Here is a 16,741-nt window from a genome sequence, read left to right on the forward strand (position 1 = left end):
GACTAGGCCCTCAGGTTGATCATCTTGCGAACGTCGATGGCGAAGAGGAACTCCGTCAGGAACGGAACGTCCGGAAAATAGCTCTGCAGGCGGTCGAAACAGGCCCGCGCTTCGTCGTGGTTGCCCAGTAGGTTCGCGGCTTCACCCAGCAGATACAGACAGTTCTTGAGGGTGTCGAGTTCGCCGAGGCTTTGGGCCAGTTCCAGGGAGCGCTGACCGTGACGCCAGGCGTGGCGGTAGCGCGAGACCTCGAGGTGGGCAAAGCAAAGATCGAGATGGGCGATCATCAGTGGCCGCTCCGCCTGGCTTCGCCGGAACACTCGCAGGCTGCGGTAGAGCAGGTCAAAACCGGCGAAGTGGCGCTCCAGAGCGATGTAGGAGTAGCCGAGGTTGCCCCAGATCATCGCTCGTCGAAGTTCCGGCGCCTCGGCCTGCACGGCGAGGGCATTCTCGTACTCCATGGCCGCCTCTTCGAAGCGGCTCTCCGCGATCAGCAGGTTCCCCATCAGGTTGTGGGAGGAGGCCCGCCATTCCGGCTCCGGTGATTCCAGTTTGCTCAGTTCGCCACGCGAGATACGGGCGTAGAGAAGCGCCTTCTTGCGGTCCTTCCGGACCTCATAGATGCGGGCAATGTGGTAGGCCGCAAAGCGCCGATTGACGGTGTTGGAAGTACTGCTCAGAAGCTCACGCAGGTCTCGTAGGACTTCGCTACCGCGGTTCAGGGCGATCAGCACGGCACTGCGGTTGCAAAATGCGCGGTCGACGAGTTCGGGCTCGCCCAAGGCCTTTGCTTCTTGCCAAGACTTATCGCAGAGATCAAGGGCTTCGTCCAGATGGCCCAGGTCGGCAGCGGCGCTGGCCTGGCGGCGCAAGATTTCGTAGCGTGATCGGCTCGGGCTCTGGGAGGTGGAAGACTCTGTCATCGCTGGCGATTCCCTCGAAGTCTAGGAAGGGGCAAAGGAGTGCTGTTGGCCCCGGTCATTGGATATCGTCAATGGATTGCAGGCTCGATCGTTTCGGATTCGGGCATCTCGTGTTCAGTTCGGGCACCGCAGGTTCAAGACCGCCGCCGTTCAAGATCGCAGCCGCCGAAAGGCAACGAACTCTTCGACCTCCCCGGTGCGCGTCTCGCGGAAACGTCCTCTCTGGTGGCCCGCCGCAGGCGCGTTGGCCTGGTTCTCTCCGTCCTCGAAGAGTTCCCAAACGCCAATCCCCAGCTCCTGCGAAATCGAGATCAGGGTGTCGAGGGCTACCCGGCACCGACCCTTTTCCATGCGCACCAGATCCGCGGATCCGATACCGATTCGCAGGGCCATCTCGTCCTGGCTCAGACCTCGGCGCTTGCGCAGGCGGCGAAGGGTCTGCCCGACTAGAGCAACCTGTCCAGTGTCAAGGGGCAGTGCCATCGGGTTCCCTTGCCGGCGTGGGTTGTCTCCTCGCGGCCTCGCGGGCGGCTTCTCGGTCGTCCGCCGCGGGACGGATCAACGGTGGCGGGCGCGCTGGACCAGGATTTCGTGCGCCCGACTCCGATCGATGGTGTCGTCCAGCAGCAGGTCGCGGGCGCTGCTCCAGCCCTCGGGCCGACTCTCGATGTAGCGCACGCTGTCCTGCTCGTCGCTCGCGATCAATAGCTCATCGCCGTCCATCGAGGTGTAGAGGGAGATCTCGGTGCCCGCCTCGATCTGCGGTGCTAGCCACTCTCCCGCCGGGTGCATCCGCACGAGATGGGCGTCATCGTCGGAGTCCGCTACCGTCAAGATCTCCAGGAAGCTCACCGGAGCTGCGCCGGGCCGCACCGATCGATCGAGGCCCGGCCGGGCCAGACGAGCGCCGATCTCGATGATGTTAGAGCGCGCCGTGTCAGCGATCGAATGGATCTCACCACCGCCGCTGGCGAGGATCTGTTCGCGTACCTGGTCGGCGAGGAAGCGGGTGATGCCCACCTCCACCTCCAGGCGAGCGCCGATCTCGATGATGTTCGAGCGCGCTCCCTCAGCCAGCGACTCCAAAGAAGGGGCACCTCCCGGTCCACCGCCGCCGGCAATTCCGATCTCGATGATATTCGAGCGCGCGCTATCGCCGATGGCGACCACTTCGCCGGGAACGACGTCCAGCTCGATCGTCAGGATGCGGTCCGTACGCGGGTTGGCAATCACCGCCATCACGCTGTTCTCGTCGCGACCCCGCTGCAGGTTGGGGGACCGCGCCAGGGCGCTGGTGGATGCCCTCGGGTCGCCCACCGGATCGGCCAGGTCCAGGGCGCTCAGCTCGAAGGTCGGCGGGCTGTCGAGGGGGAACTCACCGTCGATCAGGGTCACCGGCGCGTAGAGCACTTTGTCGCCTTCAGCGGATTCCTCCCACCAGGTCAAGTGCAGGATGGTGCGGTGCTGGAGGGCGGCCGAGTCCCCTTCCGGGGCCAGGTACTCATCGCGGGTGATGACCATGCGGGGTGCGCCCTTCAAGGCGTAGCGATTGCCTTCCAGGGTCAGCACCGGCGACCACTCGCCTTCGGTCAGGGCGACCAGCTTGAGGCTCGGATGAATGTAGTTCTTCCAGCTCTCCCAGATCAGGAACAGGCCGCCGCTGGTGTCTTCCACAAAGAGCTGCGGCTGATGCTCGAGATCCGCGCCGATGGTGCCGGGCACCCGCAAGCGCCAGCTCGATCCGTCCGGCTGGGTGATGTCGAGGGCGAGGGCGCGAGCTTCGCCGTCCGCCGTTCCGGCGAGGCCCGGGAACAGGGACGCGCCGGAACCCAGGCGCGCCACGTAGACCTCACCGTCCACACCGACGACGGCATCGGACTCCGCCGCCACCATGGGCACGGCCAAGAGCGCCAGAAGCGAAAGGAGTGCGGTGATTCTTCGTGTCATCGTCATCACGCCTTGAGATTGATCATCCGGCGCACGTCGATTTTCGCCAGGAAGTCGGATACGGTCGGCGCTTCCGGATAGAAGCGTTCGAGGCGCGAGAAGCATTGGTGACCGGCGGCGGGGGCGCCGGTCAAGACGTGTGCCTCTCCGAGTAGATAGAGCGAGTTCTTGATCGCTTCGTCGATCCCCAGAGCCTCTGCCAGGGCGAGGGCCTTCTCACCGTGGCGCAGGGCGATCTTCGGCCGCTGGGCTTCAAGATGGCCAAAGCATAGATCGAGATGCACCGACACGAGGGCCTCGCGGGCCCCCAGCCGGCGAAGGGAGCGCAGGCTCCGGTAGAGCAGTCGTAGCCCGGTTCGAAGATTGCCTTGGAGAACGCGGCAGTAGCCCAGGTTGTCGAGGATCTGCCCGCGCCTAACGCTTTCGCCTTCCGGCAGGCGCTCCAACCGGTCGAGGGCCAGGGCGTAGGCCTCGGAGGCCTCTTCGGTGAAGCTGCGGGCCAGCAGGAGGTTGCCGATGCGGTTCAAAGCCGAGGCGCCCCAGTCGGAACGCTCGACTGCATCCGCCCGGTCGCGGGCGATCTGGGCGTAAAACAGACCCTTGCGGTAGTCCTTCGCCATCTCGTAGTAGCGGGCGATGGCGTACGCCGCCAAGAAGCAGTTCTCGGGATCGCCGGAGCGCGGATGGCCGTTGCGCATCAAGATCTGGCGTAGCTCCGGCAGCGAGTCGTCCCCTTCACGCAGCTCGATGGCGACGGCGGCCTGGTTGCAGCGGGCCCGGTCGACGAGGGCAGCGGCGCCGATTTGGCACGCCTCGTCGTAGGCACGGGTCAGGAGTGCGTGCGCCGAGCGATGGTCACCGGCGATGACGGCGGCATTGCCGCGATCGCGGAGATCCTCGTATCTGGGGGAAGTCGAGATCACGATTCGGTCTCCATCACCCGGCCGGGGTCCTTGCGCTGACGCTGCTTGAAGGCAATGAACTCCTCGACCTCGCGCTGAGCGTCTTCGTCAAGCAGGCGAAACTGCCGCACAAGCTGTACGTCCTGTGGGGTGATCGATTCTTGGTTGAGGTCGTCGAAAAACTCGCCGATGCCCATCCTAAACTCGGCGAGGATGCGAAACAGGGTGTCAAGGCTGACTCGGTATTCACCCTTTTCCATGCGCGACAGATCCGACTGCTGAATGCCGATGCGCGAAGAAAGCTCCGTCTGGGTGAGACGCCGCTCCTTGCGGAGCTGGCGAATTTTTTGACCGACGAGCTGCACCTGTCGGGTCTTGGTTTGGGCGGTTTTGGACGGAATCGGCATGGTCGAACGTTCCTTTGGGCCGCATCTGAAGAACGAAACCCGAACTCAAAAAACGAAGCACGGTCGCGGACTCAGAGCTATCTATGTCAAATCGGCATAGATTGACGGGCTGTAGGGCTTAAGCTTATGGCTTGGCGAGCGGGCAAGTCAACCGAATCTTCTCCACTCTGCGGCCGATCGTGGCCCCGTGGTAGAAATGCGGGCCGCCCATAGGGCGGTGGACCGCCGGCGAGGCGCTGGCTTCAGCGAACGGTGGGTTCAGAGCATCATGTCACCAGCGAGATTGCGACGACCTTATGGCCGGCTATTTCTTTCTCCTCAAAGAACTCGTCAAGCGGGATTTCAAGGGCCGCTACGCCGGCTCCGTGCTGGGCTTCGTGTGGTCGCTGGTTCAGCCCGTTTGGCTGCTCCTGTTGTTCACCTTCGTCTTCGCCACGGTGATGAAAATCTCCCTGGCGGGAGAACGCACGGACAACTTCGGCATTTTCCTGTTTTGCGGCCTGCTGCCCTGGATGGCGATCCACGAGGGCGTGCTGCGCTCGACCACCGCCATCACGGACAGCTCCGAGTTGGTCAAGAAGCTGCGCTTTCCGTCCGAGATTCTGGTGCTGTCGGTGGTCCTGGCGGCTTTGCTCCACCAGTTCATTGCCCTCGGCGTTTTTGCGCTGGTGTTGGCCCTGACCGGCTCCCTGAGCTGGGGATCGCTGCCGCTTCTGGTGCCGGCGATCCTGCTGCAGACGGCCATCGCCCTCGGCTTGGGGTTGTGTCTTTCCTCGATTCACGTCTTCTTTCGCGACACCTCTCAGCTTCTCGGTATGGGCTTCAATGCTTGGTTCTACCTCACCCCCATCGTCTATCCGCTCAGTCTGGTGCCGGAGCGATTCACCGCTTGGATCGAGCTCAACCCCTTGACGCCGCTGGTCGACCTCTTCCGGCGCGCCCTCCTCGGTTCCGACTGGCCGCCGGCCGGCCCGATGATCGGCCTGACGGCTTTCGCTCTCGCCCTGCTGGCGATTGGTTTCTGGATCTTCCGCACCCTGAAAGATGCCTTCGTCGACGAAATCTAGGGGGTCGCCCCCGGCGCCCTTGGCGTGGCCTTTGCTTCGAAAGCTGGTTCGCGCCTCATCGGCGCACCGGTTGTCGTCCGAAATCCCGAGGAGATCGTATTTATGACCCCGTCTTTTCAATGCCTGAAGCTCCGTTGGCTGCTGGTCGCCCTGGGCGCCATTCTGGCGATGTCCGCCTGTAGCCAAGCTCCCAATCCACAGACGGGGGCGACGGCCCCGCCGCCCGCCGCTGCTCCGGAAGCGGCACCCGCTGCCGAACCGGCCGCCGAGGAAGAGGAGGGAGAAGAAGAGGCCTTGATCCGCCGCTTCGGTGTCGGGGTCGAGGGCGGCACGGCTCGCCGCAAGGCGATGGAGCGGGAGCGTTTCGAGCCGCCGGATGGAATTTGGAAGGTGGATGAGAACGAGAGGGAGTACTTCTTGCGGGAAATCCCGAAAGATGCCGAAAGGTGGTATTGGACGGACCAAAGCAAAACCTCCGTTCGCTACGGCTTTGACTTTTATGAGGTGGCGGAGGAGCGGCCCGAAACCCTAGTGGTCAAGAGCTACCGGCCGATGCCCAGCAAGGTGCGAGGGCAACCCGACCTGGAGGCCATCGCCGCCACCCTCGACTCGATGAAGGTCGAGGTGAAGAGCGAGGATCGGTTGACCTTCACGGACTTTGGAATCGGTCTTCCCCAGCGTGGTCAGTGGCGCAACGGATTCGATGTCGCGGACATGAACGGGGACGGCTTCCTCGACATTCTCCATGGGCCGCCGCGGAAGTTCGGTGGCATCGGACCGGTGATCTTTCTCGGTGACGGCGCCGGCAGTTGGCAGATTTGGTCCGATGCGAAGTTTCCTTCCGGCTTGATGTCCTATGGCGACGCCGCGGCGGCGGATTTCAATGGCGACGGCGTGATGGATGTCGCCTTCGGCCTCCACGTGCAGGGAGTGGTGGCGGCCGTCGGTGATGGCAACGGCCGATTTTCGCTGTGGAGCGAGGGCATCGACATCCAGTTCCCAGGACGCGGAGACGATGCCAGCGGATTTTCCTCACGTGCCATAGAGACTGCCGATTGGAACGGTGACGGAAAGGTGGACATCCTGGCCCTTGGTGAGGGGCCGCGGCCGGAGAGCGACGGGCGAAGTCCTTCAGGGTTGGCGGCCTCTTCCTCCTTTGGCACGGCGATTTTCCTCAACCACGGTGATGGAACCTGGCAGCGCTTGGACCAGGGTCTGGATTTTGGTCAGGTCTTCGGCGATGCGATCGATGTGGCGGATTTCAACGGCGATGCGCGGATCGATTTTGTGACCTCCACCAGCACCCGCGGTGAGCGGAAGCTTCTGAACCTCGGTTCGACGGACGGAAAGTGGCAGATCGTCGCCCTCGAGGGAGTGCGCCCCGGATCCTATGTTCGCTCCGTGGCCGCCGAGGACTTTGACTCCGACGGGAGAGTGGATCTAGCGCTGTCCTACATCTTGCGGGTCGGTGACGAGTGGTGGTCGGGGCTGGACATTCTCTACGGGCGTGGTGAAGTGAACGAATGGGAGCGTAGGACCCTCATGGCGGAGGCGAGCCGCAACAGTGTCTTCGCCATAGCCACCGGCAACCTGGATGGCGACGGAGGACCGGATTTGATTGCCTTGACCCGCGATGGCGATACCCATGTTTTCTTGGGCGATGGAGCGGGCGGTCTGGTGCGCGAGGAGTCGCCCGAGATCGCAGCGGCGCCCGGTGATTGTCGCGGATATCACGTCGCCTTGGCCGATCTCGATGGAGACGGTCGGGATGAGTTCATCGAAGCTTTCGCTGGCGAACCCTCCGCTTTCGCGGCTCCTGACCGTTGCCCCTCCCGTGGCTTGATGCGCGCCTGGGACTGGGAGCCCGCTTCCGCCGCCAAGTAACCCCACCCCACGAATCGGAACCCGCCGGCCGGCACATCTTCAAGCCATTCTCGGTCAAGCCCCGCCGGGCTCTCTTCCCCGCGTCCTCTTCGCGCCGGTCAGGGTATGCATAAACTTCTTGACACCTTGACTTTGGACCTCTATAGTGCGTGGATCCCGGCCGCTCTCTGCGCAGGTTGTGAACCGATGCGCACAGGGTATGGAGCTTCCCGACGGGAAGCAGACCGTGGACGACTGACCGAAAGCTCGATAGAGTTGACAGGAATAGATTCTTTTAATAGGAGGTGATGGTACTCAACTCGGCACGACAAGACACCCTTCGCCCACACCCCAAGATAAGGTCAGCGATGTCGCTGGCCGGTGGACGGCGAATCCGACTCTAAGATGTAGGACTAGAACCTGAAACGTAAATTTGAGGAGATGTCTGTCATGAAAAAGACTGTTCTCTGTCTCGCCCTGGTGAGCCTGTTGGCTCTGGGCGGGTCGGCGTTCGCCGAGCTGTGCACCGTCGATGACGTGCCGGCCGCGACGCTGCTGCTCCCGTACTTCGAGGTTGACCTCGACAGTGATTCGGGCATTACTACGCTGTTCTCCGTCAACAACGCGTCGGCCGCTCCCGTTTTGGCCCACGTTACGCTTTGGACTGACCTGTCGGTGCCGACGATCGACTTCGATCTGTACCTCACCGGCTACGATGTCCAGTCCTTCAACGTCCGCGACATCTTCAACGGCACCCTGCCGCAGACCGGTCCGGACGACAGCCTCAGCAACCGTGGCGCTTTCTCGGATCCGCACGCGGTTCCGGCGAGCTGCACCGGTGGTTTCCCGGTGGGTAACATTCCGCCGTCGTTGGTCCAGTTGCTGGAAGAGGCTCACACCGGTCAGTCCGTTGCCCGCTTCAGCGGCTCTTGCGCTGGCGTGAACCACGGCGACAACATCGCACGTGGTTACATCACCGTTGATTTGGTGCGTGAGTGCTCCGTTGACTTCCCGACGACGCCGGGATACTTCGACGACACCGCTGGTTTCGACAACGTCCTGTGGGGTGACTACTTCTACGTTGATCCCTCCAACGACTTCGCTCAGGGCGAGACCCTGGTCCACATCGAGGCCAATCAGCAGGCATTTGCGCCTGGTGACTACACCTTCTACGGTCGTTACGTGGCCTTCACCGCGGCCGACGCTCGTGAGCCCCTGTCGACGACCTTCGGTGTGCGCTACCTCAACGGCGGCGTCTTCTCTGGCGGTACGGACTTGATCTGCTGGCGTGACGCCAAGGTTCAGATCAATCCGTTCGCTTGCGGCGGTGTTCCCAACCCCTTCCCGCTGGCCCAGACTCAGGTTGTCATCTTCGACGAAGAGGAGAATCCGGAACTCGTGCCCGAGAGCCGGATTTCTCCGGGAAACGAGGAAGAAGAGATCCTGGTTTGCCCGTGGGAGGCTCAGCGGCGCGCGGTTGACTTCGCGACCCCGGACTTCGGCTGGTTGTACCTCAACCTGAACACCACGGTCGCTGGTGCGGGTGTCAATCCGATCGCCCAGGCCTGGGTGACGGCGGTAATGAGTGCTGAGGGTCGTTACAGCGTCGGCTTCGACGCGATCACGCTCTCCAGCGCCTGCTCCGACGCCGACATCACTCTGCCGGTCGGCGGCGACGACTGATTCGTTGGAGTGAGTAGGTAAGATGATTGACGAGGTGGGCTCGGGTTTTCCCGGGCCCACCTTCTCATCATCTTTTGAAAGTCGATTCGCGGTTAGCAGTAGCCGACGATCTCTGTGGTCTGGTTCCGTCGTTCTCGAGCGCCCGAGCCAGACCGGAGAGATTCTCCGAGCCGAGACGCGATTCTCCTGGAATCGCAAGCTGAGAAGGGGTCGATCGACGTTGAGATCCCGAATGCACTTCCCGCTCGCACGGACCTCCATACCCTCTCCATCGATGGTCGAGGGGGGCTTCGCGGTGAGTCAGCCTCCTAGGCTCCCGCACGCACGCCACCGTTACATTTCTCGACTTCCTAAAGTCGATGCTTGGCTCAAGCCGATCGCTTGAAGCCAATAGGAGTTCATCTCATGCTGCCCATGACCCAAAAACGTCGCGCCGCCGCATACTGGCTGACCGGCGTTGCAATCGTATTTGTCCTAGCTGCCACCATGGGTGCGCCCGGTGCAAACGCGCAGACCTGCGGTTGGACTCCTGACCACACGCCTTCGACGCTGCCGCCCAGCCTGCTGTGGAGCGGGTTGCGACCGGCCGACGCTCTGGGTCCTCCGGTCTCCGGGAACAACCTTCGAGACACCACCTTTTTCGATCGCAATGCCGGCTACTCCGCCGCCAGGCCCATCTGGCAATCCCTCGACATCGAGAACGACTGGATCTTTACGGGATTCAACTTGGGCTTGCAAGTTTGGGACGCCAATTCGAACTCCGCGCAGCCCAATAAGCGGGCCTCAGTTGACGTCTCCCGGAACGGCACGCTCCCGATCCTGTTTCGCGATCCCCACAACTACTTCCTGGTGCACGATGTCGATGCCCCGACCGGCAACGACGACGTCGTTGCGATGACCGGGTGGGATGGCATGGGCCTTGTCGTCTGGGATACCAGCAACAAAACCAGTGCCCGAGTGGCCTACCAAGACGGTGGCACCTCTGGCAACGAGAAGAGGGGCGCCGAGGTCTATGCCACGAAGATTGGCAACACCAACTACGCCTTCATGGCCGCGTGGTCCTTCAGGGGCGGTTTGTACGTCTACGATTTGGATCAGGCCCTCGCCGTTGGACCGACCGTGCCCTGCTTTGAGAGCATCGATCCTGATTTTAGCGTCCGCAACTGCCAGGACGTGTACGTGAGAAACCTGAGCGAGAATCCCCTGCGTCACGTCGATGGCGCCGGCGACTTCGTGGTGTTTAGCGGAGGTGTCGAGCCTGCAGCCCGCGGATTCGAGATCTGGGATGCAGAGAATCCGGCTCAGGCGACTTCGGTGATGACCGGCCTGACCAACCTGCGCGTGCACGGTGTGGCCATGTGGCGGGTGGACACAAAGTACTACCTCGCGTTGACCACCCGTTTTCCGGACGAGGGCCGAATCTATGATGTGAGTTGTATCCGGAACGGCCCGTGCAGTCTTCCATCGCAGCCGCTTTTCAGCTTTCCGATCACCGGCTACAGAGCGTCGACGGTCGGTACGGTCACCTATTCCAGCAGCAACGGTCGCCCCTACGTCTACTTCGGCCGGCGTTCCGGTAGCAACATCGATGTGCTGCAAGGGGAGTGGTTATTCGACGTGTCGAATCCGAGCAGTCCGGCAGAGGTGCTTGGAGGGAATCCCAACACCGGCAACTCTGGGCAGCCCACCACCGTTGTCGAGGGCGACACCCTCGGCTACTGGAGTTGGTACTACGCTTGTTCTCCAGAGGGGAGCAATCACTTGGAGCCGCGGGTTGGCAAATTCTCCGGAGAGTTTTTCTACCGCGCCGGCTCGTCAATCTTCGACATCCACCGCCTCGGCGAGGTGAATCCGACCATCACGGTTCTGCGCAGCGGCGCCGAGGAGCGCTATGTCGGAGACACGGTGAGCTTCAGCGCCACCGCCGCCAACTGTACTCCCACGCCCGGCGGCTGGCAGTGGAACACCAGCGGCGGCACGATCATCGGCAGCGCCACCAATTCATCGGTGCAGGTGCAGTGGTCCAACCCCGGCACCAAGTCGGTGAGCGCTACCAACAGTTCCTGCGACGACAATCCCACGATCAATCCGGCGACGGTGAACATCGTCGAAGCGGAGCCGAATATCGGCAGCGTTACCGCCAACGTCAATAACGCGCTGGTTTGTCAGGACGTGACCTTTACCGCCAACAATGTGACCGGCCGGCCGCCGCTCAACTACTCCTGGAGCGTGCTCGATGCGCAGGGGGCGGACATCAACGCCACCCTGTCGGTCAGCACTGACGGTACGATGGCCACCTGGGATACGGCGACGGACCAGCCGGCGGCGGGCACTTACCGAGCCCGTCTTCAGGTATCGAACAACGACGGAAGCGATACCGCCCAGAGCGGCAACGTCGCGATTTCCACGCCGCCGCAGTTGGGCTTCACCGGCCCGCCGACTTTCAACGTCGACTTCGGAACGGTGACCTTCGACGCGATGAGCCAGGGCGCGGCGGAGTGGCGCTGGAACTTCGGCGACGGTACGCCACCGGTATGGAGTTCCGATCCGGTGACCGGCCCCAACCCGGTGCACGATTACCAGACCGAGGGTACTTACTCGGTGTCCGTCGAGATTCGCAACTGCATCGAGACGACGCCGCTCACCAGCCAGTCCGTCGACGTCACCATCGACGACGTCAGCCCGCTGGAGATTGTCAGTTTCCGGGCTGTGTGCCCCTTCGGTCAGTGTTTCTTCTTGACCACCGACAACATCACTTTCAATACGACCATCTTGGGTGATCCTTCTCAGTATCAGTACGACTGGGACGGCGATGGCGACGTCGATCAGACCTCGCCAACGCCGGTCGGCACGCACCGCTACACCACCCCGGGCTTCTACCGCCCGGTGCTGAAGATTGTTCGCGGCTCACGCATGGACAGCTTCACCCATGCCGCCGAGATCCAGGTGACGACCCCCACGACCTCCAATCCAAGGCTCGTGATCACCGGGCCCACCTCCGGCGATGTCGGAGATTCACTGACCTTCCGTGCCACGGCGATCGACTGTACGGCGAATGCTTCCGGTTACTCCTGGACCACCAGTGGAGGTTCCGGCTCGAGCACCTCGGAGTCGATCACCGTTTCCTGGGCGACCGCCGGTACCAAGACCCTGCGGGTGACCAACAGCGGTTGCGGTTCCGCCGCCGACACCCATACCGTGATCGTGCGGGAAGAAGGCGGCGGTGGTGGCGGCGGAGGCGGGGGCGGCGGTGACCTGCAGGCGAGGTTTGTCTTCACCCCGGCCAATCCGGCTGCCGGTCAGGAGGTCACCTTCAACGCCGCCTCGTCCGGCGGCAACCCGGAGGATTACTTCTGGACCTTCGGCGACGGTTCCACGGCCGATGGCCGGGTGGTGACCCATACTTTCGAGAACGCCGGTACTTTCCCGGTGCAGCTCGAGGTGAGCCGCACGGACTCGTCCTGCACCTTCAACCTGTGCACCGACATCACCACCATCTCGGTGCCCGTCGGCACCGGTGGCAGTGGAGCCTGTAGCCAGGATTCCGATACGCTGTGCCTGTTGGACGGCCGCTTCGACCTCGAGGTGCGTTGGCGCAATCAGCGAAACGGCGACGAAGGTACCGGCAAGGTGTTCCCCTTCGCTTCGGACGAAACGGGCATGTTCTGGTTCTTCGGGCCGAACAACGTCGAGCTGATCATCAAGATGATCGACGGCCGCTCGGCGACCGGCGCCTTCTGGGTGTTCTACGGCGGCCTGAGCGACGTGGAGTACTGGCTGACGGTGACCGACACCGAAACCGAGGAGTCCGTTGAGTATCACAATCTGCCAGGCACCATTTGCGGCCAGGCGGACACCGGCGCTCTGCCGGATGAACCCGATGGCGTCAGTGAGACCATTCGTTTCGCTCCACTCGCTCAGAGCAGCGGCGGCGTTCCAGGCTTTTCGGATTCGGCCGTCACTCCGGTGATCGCGGCGGGGGCATCGGGCACCTGCGTTCCGACGGGTACCAACCTGTGCCTGCTGGACGGTCGCTTCTCGGTGGAAGTGGACTGGGTCAACCAGCGGGTGGAAGACGATGCCGGTGATGGCATGCCGGTCGTCGGGACCGACGAAACGGGCTACTTCTGGTTCTTCGGCCCGGACAACATCGAGCTGGTCGTCAAAATGATCGACGCGGTGAGTCTGGAGAACCGATTCTGGGTGCTGTGGGGCGGCCTGTCCGACCTGCAATACTTCATCCGCATCACCGATACGGTGAGCGGAGCGGAATGGGAGTACGAGAACGAGGCCTTCAACTTCTGCGGTGGGGCAGACACCACCGCCTTCGACGGCCCGTAGCTTTCGGGCCGCAGGAGTCCGGTTGGCTGCCTGCCGGTGTCGCCGGTGGGCCGCTACTGAATCGTTGGGCGACGGGCGGTTTGGCCTCCGTCGCCCGGTGGCCTCGCCACGAAGCTCTCCGGACAACGAACTCGTGCAGGTCCGTGCCATGCTCGCCAACGAACCCGTCGTCCTCGCCGAAGGACTCGCCAAAAGCTACCGGGTCTTTTCGTCGCCTTGGGAGCGCCTGCGCGAAGCGCTGACCCGCCGGCGTCGGCATCGCGAATTCCTCGCTCTCGAGGGGGTGGACTTTCAGCTCGCCCGGGGTGAAGGTCTGGCCTTGGTGGGTGAGAACGGCGCCGGCAAGAGCACCCTGCTGAAGATCCTCGCCGGCATCACTTCGCCGACCCACGGTCGCTACCGCGTCAATGGCCGCATCGCATCGATTCTGGAACTGGGCAGCGGTTTCCATCCGGAGTTTTCGGGTCGCCAGAACATCGTCTTGAATGCTGCTCTGCTCGGCCTTTCGGAGGCGGAAGTGGCCGACAAGATGGACACCATCATCGCCTTTTCGGAGCTTGGTGGGTTCATCGACCAGCCGGTCAAGACCTACTCGACGGGCATGGCCATGCGCTTGGGATTTTCCATCGCGACTCAGGTGGAGCCGGAGATTCTGATCATCGACGAGGCCCTGTCGGTGGGTGACGGCTATTTCCAGAAGAAGTGCATCGATCGTCTGCAAAGCTTCGTCGGGGGTGGCGGAACATTGCTTTTCTGTTCCCACGCCATGTACTACGTCACCGCCTTCTGCAATCGGGCGCTATGGCTCAAGGAGGGGCGCGTCGAGGCCCTCGGTGCAGTGGATTCGGTAGTTCGGGAGTACGAGAACTATCTGGTCGCCAAAGCCGCGTCGTCGAGCGAGGAAGAGGGGGAAGGGGTTGCCCCGATGGCCCGGCATGCAGCAGGGCCGGGTCCCGCCCGCATCACCGCGGTGGAGATCTCCGGCGCTTCCTCGGACGTCGGCAAGGAACCAGCTTCGAGCCATCGGGTGCTGGGCGACGCTCTCGATATCGCGGTGGAGTGGGCATCTTCTGAAGCCGACCGGGCGTACCACCTGGGAATCGGCATCAACCGGAGAGACGGTATCGAAGTTTGCGCTCTCGGCACCTTGGGCGACGGTTTACCGGCCTTTTCCGGCCGGCACGAGTATCGAGCGATCCTCCGGCTGCCGGAGATTCCGTTCGTGAAGGGTGAATTCATGCTCTATGTTTTCCTGCTCGATGAGCTGGGTTTACATGTTTACGACCAGAAGCTCGTCAAGCCGGCGTTCACCGTCGAAGCGCCGGAGTACCGCTTCGGCCTAGTCGATATCGCCCATCACTGGGAGACCTCGCCGGTGATTCCGGCGGCCGTGGGGGCGCGCCGATGACCGCTGCCTTGGTGCAGATCGCCGGCGGCGGTGTGAGAACCGCGCCGGTGCGGCCGCTGATCCGCAACCCGTACCTCCACATCGGTCCCGAGAAGGTCTACAATCCGCTGACGGATCGCCTGCTCGAAGCGGGCATGCCGGCCTTCGATGCCCTGTGGTCGATCCTGCGGGGAGAGCGGACGGCGGCGGATTTGAAGCTCGAAGAGCGGTTGGCCCTGTCTTCCGGCGGCTGGCTAATCGCCGAAGGGGAGGATCTGTCCAAGCGATTCCTGCTCAAGTACGTTTCCCTCGAAGCACATACAGTGTGCAACCAGTCCTGCTACTTTTGCCCCGTTTCGGTAGATCCCCGCGAGGCGCACTTTATGCCGACGGAACTCTACCAGCGGATCCTCGGCGAGCTCTCGGCGTTCAAAGAGACCATCGAAGCGGTCTTTATGATCAGCTACAACGAACCGACGGCGGACCGTCGCTTCGTCGATCAGGTCGGGATGATCCGCGCCGTGGGCCTGCCGCCGGCGACCCTTACCAACGGCAGCGGCCTGACCCCGGTTCGCGTCGATCAATTGCTTTCGATCGGCGGCCTGCGCTTCTTGTCGATCAATATTTCCACCCTCGACCGCGAGCGCTACAAGAAGGACCGCGGTGCCGACCACCTCGGCAAGGTGCTCAAGAACCTCGACTACGTCAAGGATAAACCGCTGGCGGAACAAATGGACATCGTGGTGCTGGGCACCGGCGACGAGGTGCATCAGAAGGACTTCGAAGACCTTTCCGAGCGCTTCGCCGGCAGCCGATTCGAGGTCAAACACTTCGTGGTCAACGACCGGGCCGGCTACCTGACTATCGGCATGACCGGACCGAGCGCCGAGAAGAACCTGTGCGGCTGCGACTACGTCGGGTCGCGGCCTCTGCAACACCTCCACATCACGCCTCACGCAAAGTGCATCCTGTGCTGCCAGGACTACGACGAAACCCACATCGTCGGCGACCTCAACGAGAGTTCGGTGATCGAGGTGCTCACCGGCGAGCCGATGGCTCAGGCCCGGCGCCGGGTGTACGGCCTGGAGAAGGCGCCTCGGGACTTCATCTGCCGCGACTGCCGCTACTCCCTTGTTCGGTGATCTCGCCCGGTGACGTCATCGCATCTCGCGGTCAACTATCTGCTCGATGACGTACCCCTCTTCGGCGGGGTCAAGGTGGTGCTGCGGCAGGCGGATCTGCTGACCCGCCGCGGACATCGGGTCACCGTCATCAGCCGCGGCAGCCCACCGGACTGGTACGACCTCGAAGCCGACTTCTTGAGCCTGCCGGATCTCGCACCGGCAGCGTGCCCGCCGGCGGACGTCACCGTCGGCACCTACTGGACCACCCTCGAACCGGCGGTGAAAGCCGCTGGCTCTGGCCAAGCGGCGCACTACTGCCAGGGCTTCGAGGCCCTCTACAGCCACAACGTCGCCGAGCACTCGGCGATCCGCCGGGCCTATGCTCAGCCGCTGCCGGCGATGGTCGTCTCCGAACATTTAGCGGAGCTGCTGCGTCGGCAATTCGACCGTCCGGCCCAATCGGTGCCGCAGCCCCTCGAATCGACCTGGGCACCGCGCCCGGAGTTTCACCCCGGCAACCCGCCGCGCATTCTGGTGATGTCCCCCTGGGAGATCGACTGGAAAGGAGTGCGCACCGCCCTCCAAGCGGTGCTGCGGCTGCGTTCCGAGGGTTTCCCCTGCCGTCTCGTGCGCCTCTCCCAGTGGCCCTTGCCGCCGGAGGAACGAGCCCTTCTGCCGCCCGACGAGGAATGGTGCGGGGTGGCGCCATCGCAGGTGCCGGCTATCGTTCGCGGCTGTGATCTGCTGCTGGCACCCTCCTGGGAGGCGGAAGGCTTCGGCCTGCCGGTGCTCGAAGCGATGGCCTCCGGAGTGCCGGTGGTCGCTTCGGATATCGACTGCTTCCGGGGCTATGCCGGGGCCGCTGCGGAGTTGGTGCCGGCGCGCGATGCGGCAGCCTTCTCCGCCGCCGCGCGCAATTTGCTCGCCCATCCCGAGAACTGGCGGCGTGGCCGCCGGGCCGGTCTCGAAGTCGCCCGGCTCTACTCCGAGGAACGCGCCGCCGATGGCGCCGAGGCGACCCTGGAGTGGATCGCATCGGGCCGCTGGCATAGCGAGGTTCCTTCTCGCGCGACGCCGCCGAAGGCCGATCCTTGAAA

Annotated in this window: 12 protein-coding genes; 7 read left to right on the plus strand and 5 right to left on the minus strand. The window is 63.2% G+C overall.

Annotated features, from left to right (window positions below; all coding sequences use genetic code 11):
• Positions 1 to 2 precede the first annotated feature (2 nt).
• The 5 genes from AAF481_06295 to AAF481_06315 form a co-directional block, all read right to left on the minus strand.
• A complete protein-coding gene (locus AAF481_06295) occupies positions 3 to 923 on the minus strand; it encodes a hypothetical protein (GenBank protein ID MEM7480764.1) in 921 nt (306 codons plus the stop codon).
• A gap of 150 nt (positions 924 to 1,073) precedes the next feature.
• Positions 1,074 to 1,406, minus strand: a complete 333-nt coding sequence (locus AAF481_06300; protein MEM7480765.1) for a helix-turn-helix transcriptional regulator — start codon at positions 1,404 to 1,406, stop codon at positions 1,074 to 1,076.
• A 75-nt stretch (positions 1,407 to 1,481) separates the two neighbouring features.
• A complete protein-coding gene (locus AAF481_06305; protein MEM7480766.1) occupies positions 1,482 to 2,870 on the minus strand; it encodes a hypothetical protein in 1,389 nt (462 codons plus the stop codon).
• Positions 2,871 to 2,875: 5 nt separating this feature from the next.
• On the minus strand, positions 2,876 to 3,793 hold the full coding sequence (locus AAF481_06310) for a tetratricopeptide repeat protein (protein ID MEM7480767.1): 918 nt from the start codon (positions 3,791 to 3,793) through the stop codon (positions 2,876 to 2,878).
• Positions 3,790 to 4,179, minus strand: a complete 390-nt coding sequence (locus AAF481_06315) for a helix-turn-helix transcriptional regulator (protein MEM7480768.1) — start codon at positions 4,177 to 4,179, stop codon at positions 3,790 to 3,792. Before AAF481_06315 ends, AAF481_06310 begins: the two co-directional genes overlap by 4 nt.
• A 296-nt stretch (positions 4,180 to 4,475) precedes the next feature.
• Here AAF481_06315 and AAF481_06320 point away from each other — a divergent pair, with 296 nt between their 5' ends.
• The 7 genes from AAF481_06320 (at position 4,476) to AAF481_06350 (ending at position 16,739) form a co-directional block, all read left to right on the plus strand.
• Positions 4,476 to 5,246 (plus strand): ABC transporter permease, encoded by a 771-nt coding sequence (locus AAF481_06320; GenBank protein MEM7480769.1) that lies wholly within the window; start codon positions 4,476 to 4,478, stop codon positions 5,244 to 5,246.
• Positions 5,247 to 5,348: 102 nt separating this feature from the next.
• Positions 5,349 to 7,130 (plus strand): VCBS repeat-containing protein, encoded by a 1,782-nt coding sequence (locus AAF481_06325; GenBank protein MEM7480770.1) that lies wholly within the window; start codon positions 5,349 to 5,351, stop codon positions 7,128 to 7,130.
• Positions 7,131 to 7,550: 420 nt separating this feature from the next.
• The gene (locus AAF481_06330) at positions 7,551 to 8,792 is read left to right on the plus strand and encodes a hypothetical protein (protein ID MEM7480771.1); all 1,242 of its coding nucleotides are present in this window, start codon (positions 7,551 to 7,553) and stop codon (positions 8,790 to 8,792) included.
• Positions 8,793 to 9,197: 405 nt separating this feature from the next.
• Positions 9,198 to 13,133 (plus strand): PKD domain-containing protein, encoded by a 3,936-nt coding sequence (locus AAF481_06335; protein MEM7480772.1) that lies wholly within the window; start codon positions 9,198 to 9,200, stop codon positions 13,131 to 13,133.
• Between the two features lie 133 nt (positions 13,134 to 13,266).
• Positions 13,267 to 14,541, plus strand: a complete 1,275-nt coding sequence (locus AAF481_06340) for an ABC transporter ATP-binding protein (protein MEM7480773.1) — start codon at positions 13,267 to 13,269, stop codon at positions 14,539 to 14,541.
• The gene (locus AAF481_06345; protein MEM7480774.1) at positions 14,538 to 15,662 is read left to right on the plus strand and encodes a radical SAM protein; all 1,125 of its coding nucleotides are present in this window, start codon (positions 14,538 to 14,540) and stop codon (positions 15,660 to 15,662) included. The genes AAF481_06340 and AAF481_06345 overlap by 4 nt, the downstream gene beginning before the upstream one ends.
• 9 nt (positions 15,663 to 15,671) lie before the next feature.
• Positions 15,672 to 16,739 (plus strand): glycosyltransferase family 4 protein, encoded by a 1,068-nt coding sequence (locus AAF481_06350; protein ID MEM7480775.1) that lies wholly within the window; start codon positions 15,672 to 15,674, stop codon positions 16,737 to 16,739.
• The last annotated feature ends 2 nt before the right edge of the window (positions 16,740 to 16,741 follow it).

It is taken from the genome of Acidobacteriota bacterium (assembly GCA_039030395.1).
GTDB lineage: Bacteria > Acidobacteriota > Thermoanaerobaculia > Multivoradales > JBCCEF01 > JBCCEF01.

Coding starts and splice junctions, on each gene's coding strand:
- AAF481_06295 (MEM7480764.1), bottom strand. CDS start 923: ATGACAGAGTCTTCCACCTCCCAGAGCCCGAGCCGATCACGCTACGAA.
- AAF481_06300 (MEM7480765.1), bottom strand. CDS start 1,406: ATGGCACTGCCCCTTGACACTGGACAGGTTGCTCTAGTCGGGCAGACC.
- AAF481_06305 (MEM7480766.1), bottom strand. CDS start 2,870: ATGACACGAAGAATCACCGCACTCCTTTCGCTTCTGGCGCTCTTGGCC.
- AAF481_06315 (MEM7480768.1), bottom strand. CDS start 4,179: ATGCCGATTCCGTCCAAAACCGCCCAAACCAAGACCCGACAGGTGCAG.
- AAF481_06320 (MEM7480769.1), top strand. CDS start 4,476: ATGGCCGGCTATTTCTTTCTCCTCAAAGAACTCGTCAAGCGGGATTTC.
- AAF481_06325 (MEM7480770.1), top strand. CDS start 5,349: ATGACCCCGTCTTTTCAATGCCTGAAGCTCCGTTGGCTGCTGGTCGCC.
- AAF481_06330 (MEM7480771.1), top strand. CDS start 7,551: ATGTCTGTCATGAAAAAGACTGTTCTCTGTCTCGCCCTGGTGAGCCTG.
- AAF481_06335 (MEM7480772.1), top strand. CDS start 9,198: ATGCTGCCCATGACCCAAAAACGTCGCGCCGCCGCATACTGGCTGACC.
- AAF481_06345 (MEM7480774.1), top strand. CDS start 14,538: ATGACCGCTGCCTTGGTGCAGATCGCCGGCGGCGGTGTGAGAACCGCG.